Annotated in this window: 4 protein-coding genes; 2 read left to right on the top strand and 2 right to left on the bottom strand. The window is 44.4% G+C overall.

All coding sequences use genetic code 11. The features are described from left to right. Positions 1–13: 13 nt before the first annotated feature. Positions 14–532 (top strand): GNAT family N-acetyltransferase, encoded by a 519-nt coding sequence (locus AB4653_RS18785; protein WP_009847427.1) that lies wholly within the window; start codon positions 14–16, stop codon positions 530–532. Here AB4653_RS18785 and AB4653_RS18790 read toward each other — a convergent pair. Beyond that, positions 498–806, bottom strand: coding sequence for a DUF3301 domain-containing protein (locus AB4653_RS18790; RefSeq protein ID WP_009847426.1), 309 nt, complete (start codon positions 804–806; stop codon positions 498–500). The two genes, AB4653_RS18785 and AB4653_RS18790, sit on opposite strands and share 35 nt — an antisense overlap. A gap of 84 nt (positions 807–890) precedes the next feature. Then, the gene (locus AB4653_RS18795) at positions 891–1931 is read right to left on the bottom strand and encodes a DUF3549 family protein (RefSeq protein WP_009847425.1); all 1041 of its coding nucleotides are present in this window, start codon (positions 1929–1931) and stop codon (positions 891–893) included. Positions 1932–2018: 87 nt separating this feature from the next. Between AB4653_RS18795 and AB4653_RS18800 the strand changes: the two genes are divergently transcribed. After that, on the top strand, positions 2019–2171 hold a 153-nt coding region (locus AB4653_RS18800; RefSeq protein ID WP_372104978.1), incomplete at its 3' end, for a YqcC family protein.

Genomic DNA, 2171 nt, shown 5'->3' on the forward strand with positions numbered 1-2171 from the left:
CAAGGAGTGTTTTATGACGATAGCAACCTCAAGAACGCTGTTGGTACCTTATACCGAACAGCTACAACACGACTTTATCAAGTTGAATTGCTGCCCCGTTAATCGTTCTGAAATGAATGGGCCGCACTCTATTGCCTCTGCGAAGTTCTTATTTCAAGAGATACTGCAAGACAACGTCGGCTTCTGCCGCGCTATCATCCACAACCAAACCCGTGAATATCTTGGGCATGTCTTTATTTCATCAGAAGAGGGTAGGCATGAGCTTGGCTTTATTTTGGATAAAGAGTATTGGAATCGCGGCTTTGCTAGTGAGGTGCTAAAACCATTTTTAAGTTTGGTGTGTTTTGAAGAGCGCCTAACGAATGTTGTTGCGACTGTGAATGTCGGCCACAACCCATCGATTAAGTTATTAGAAAAACTAGGATTTGAATTTAAGGAAACCAAACAAGATTCGTTTGGCCCTTATCATGAATATAGCTATAACGCGCACTGCGACGTTACATTCTATGAGGCTGTAGCTCAAACCGCATAGAGCGGAAGCCGACCATGGTCAGTTTTCCTTGGTATAGGTCATCACCTAATGCCGAAAATTCAAAATGGTACACAGTATGCCAGCGCCAAATGGTCGTGAGTTCATGGCGCATCTTAAGTTTATGACCGTTGAAGGCAACGCTTAATAGCTGCAAGTCGAGCTCTTTACACTTTCTCGCAATGGCAGCTTTCGCAAGCTCGGATTGCCTGCGCTGCTGCCAAAACAGAAAGCAAAAGAAGCACAGCATCAAAATAGCCACTAAGTTATCTATCATTTAGTCCATACTTCCTTTTATCTTTCTATTCCAATTGTGTTTTGAGCTCGTTGTTACGAGCTACTGAGCTGTTCTGTCTAGTTTTTATTGCGACTTAGCCGCTTGTTGTAACTCAATCAATGCATTTGCGAGTTCTGGTGATGGGTTCGAATTCAACAACGGCAAAAATACCATTCTTAGTGTCGGAATCATCACTAAATCTGCAAATAACTGATTGAACAGGTTTTGGTTGCCTGTTTGTGCGAGACGTAACAAGAATTGCTCGGCAATCGCTGGATCTTGTAGTGCGTGCCAGCTGCGACCCGCTAAACCAATTAACACCTCTTGGTGGCTTAAGCGTGGACTAGCGAGAACTTGGTTAATGATGTTATTCGCGATTCCTTGTTCTGCACCGGAAAGGGCACGAACCAAAGCTGACAGTAAGAACAGATCCGGCTCTTGACTGTTAATCTCATTGTCTGCCATCTCTTGTAAGCGTTGAGCGAGCTTATCATTGATTTGCGTGTGCTCAAGCGCCCCTAGTGTTGCGTATAGCGGCTCTGATGGCAGTTTATTCAATGCCTTGCGAATAGCGACACCGTTTTGCTGACTGCCTAAGCGAGCACACATATCGGTGATGCCTTGAAGACCAACGGTTTTCCAGTTGTCCCAACCTAGGTCGCCAGTGAAGTAGTGTTGAGCGTGTTCGTAATATTGGCTCGTCGCTAGGTCTAACCCTGCTCTTACTTGGCTATGAAATACGGCCATTTTGTCTTCTGAAGGCTTGAAGGTATATGGGTTGTTAGACAGCTTTTGTTGTTGCTCTTCGCTGATATCACCGTTCAAACGTGTGCCCATCGCTTCGATAACAAACTTAAGAAAATTACCCACATCCCCTTGATGCAGTAAGCCTCTTTCATCGAGTTTGAATTTTAGGAACCAGATCCAAGGTTGCTTGTGTTCGTTCCAGTAGCTAATCGCTAAGTGAGCTTGTTTCTGAAGTGGAAACGGGTATGGCTGTTTCCCCTGCTCAACATCAGAGAATAGGGTGTTGTCGATTTTCTGGATACGACGACCTAGGTCGTAGATGTCGTATTGGCAACCGCTATTCTTTAGTAACTGAGTGAGCGTGTGAATGGTTTCCATAGTAATAAAGCTCCTAACTTTCTTTCCTAAATAGATGGTACTCTATGCCCCAATTTCAAGGTCACTAGATAAATAACTTGGTGAAAAATGACAGCTGCCACAAAGTTACCTCCTTTACTTCAACAATTAGAACAACAAATGCGCCAATGTTCGCTATGGAGTGAACTTCCGCCTTCGAATGAAGCTTTGGCGAGCGTTGAGCCTTTTGCGATTGACTCGCTACAACCAGAAGAGTGGTTG

This window comes from Vibrio sp. 10N.222.48.A3 (assembly GCF_041475345.1).
In the GTDB taxonomy this organism is placed as follows: Bacteria; Pseudomonadota; Gammaproteobacteria; order Enterobacterales; family Vibrionaceae; genus Vibrio; species Vibrio tasmaniensis_A.

Excerpts from the sequence above, each read along its gene's own strand:
- AB4653_RS18785 (WP_009847427.1), top strand. The coding sequence starts at position 14 with ATGACGATAGCAACCTCAAGAACGCTGTTGGTACCTTATACCGAACAG.
- AB4653_RS18790 (WP_009847426.1), bottom strand. The coding sequence starts at position 806 with ATGATAGATAACTTAGTGGCTATTTTGATGCTGTGCTTCTTTTGCTTT.
- AB4653_RS18795 (WP_009847425.1), bottom strand. The coding sequence starts at position 1,931 with ATGGAAACCATTCACACGCTCACTCAGTTACTAAAGAATAGCGGTTGC.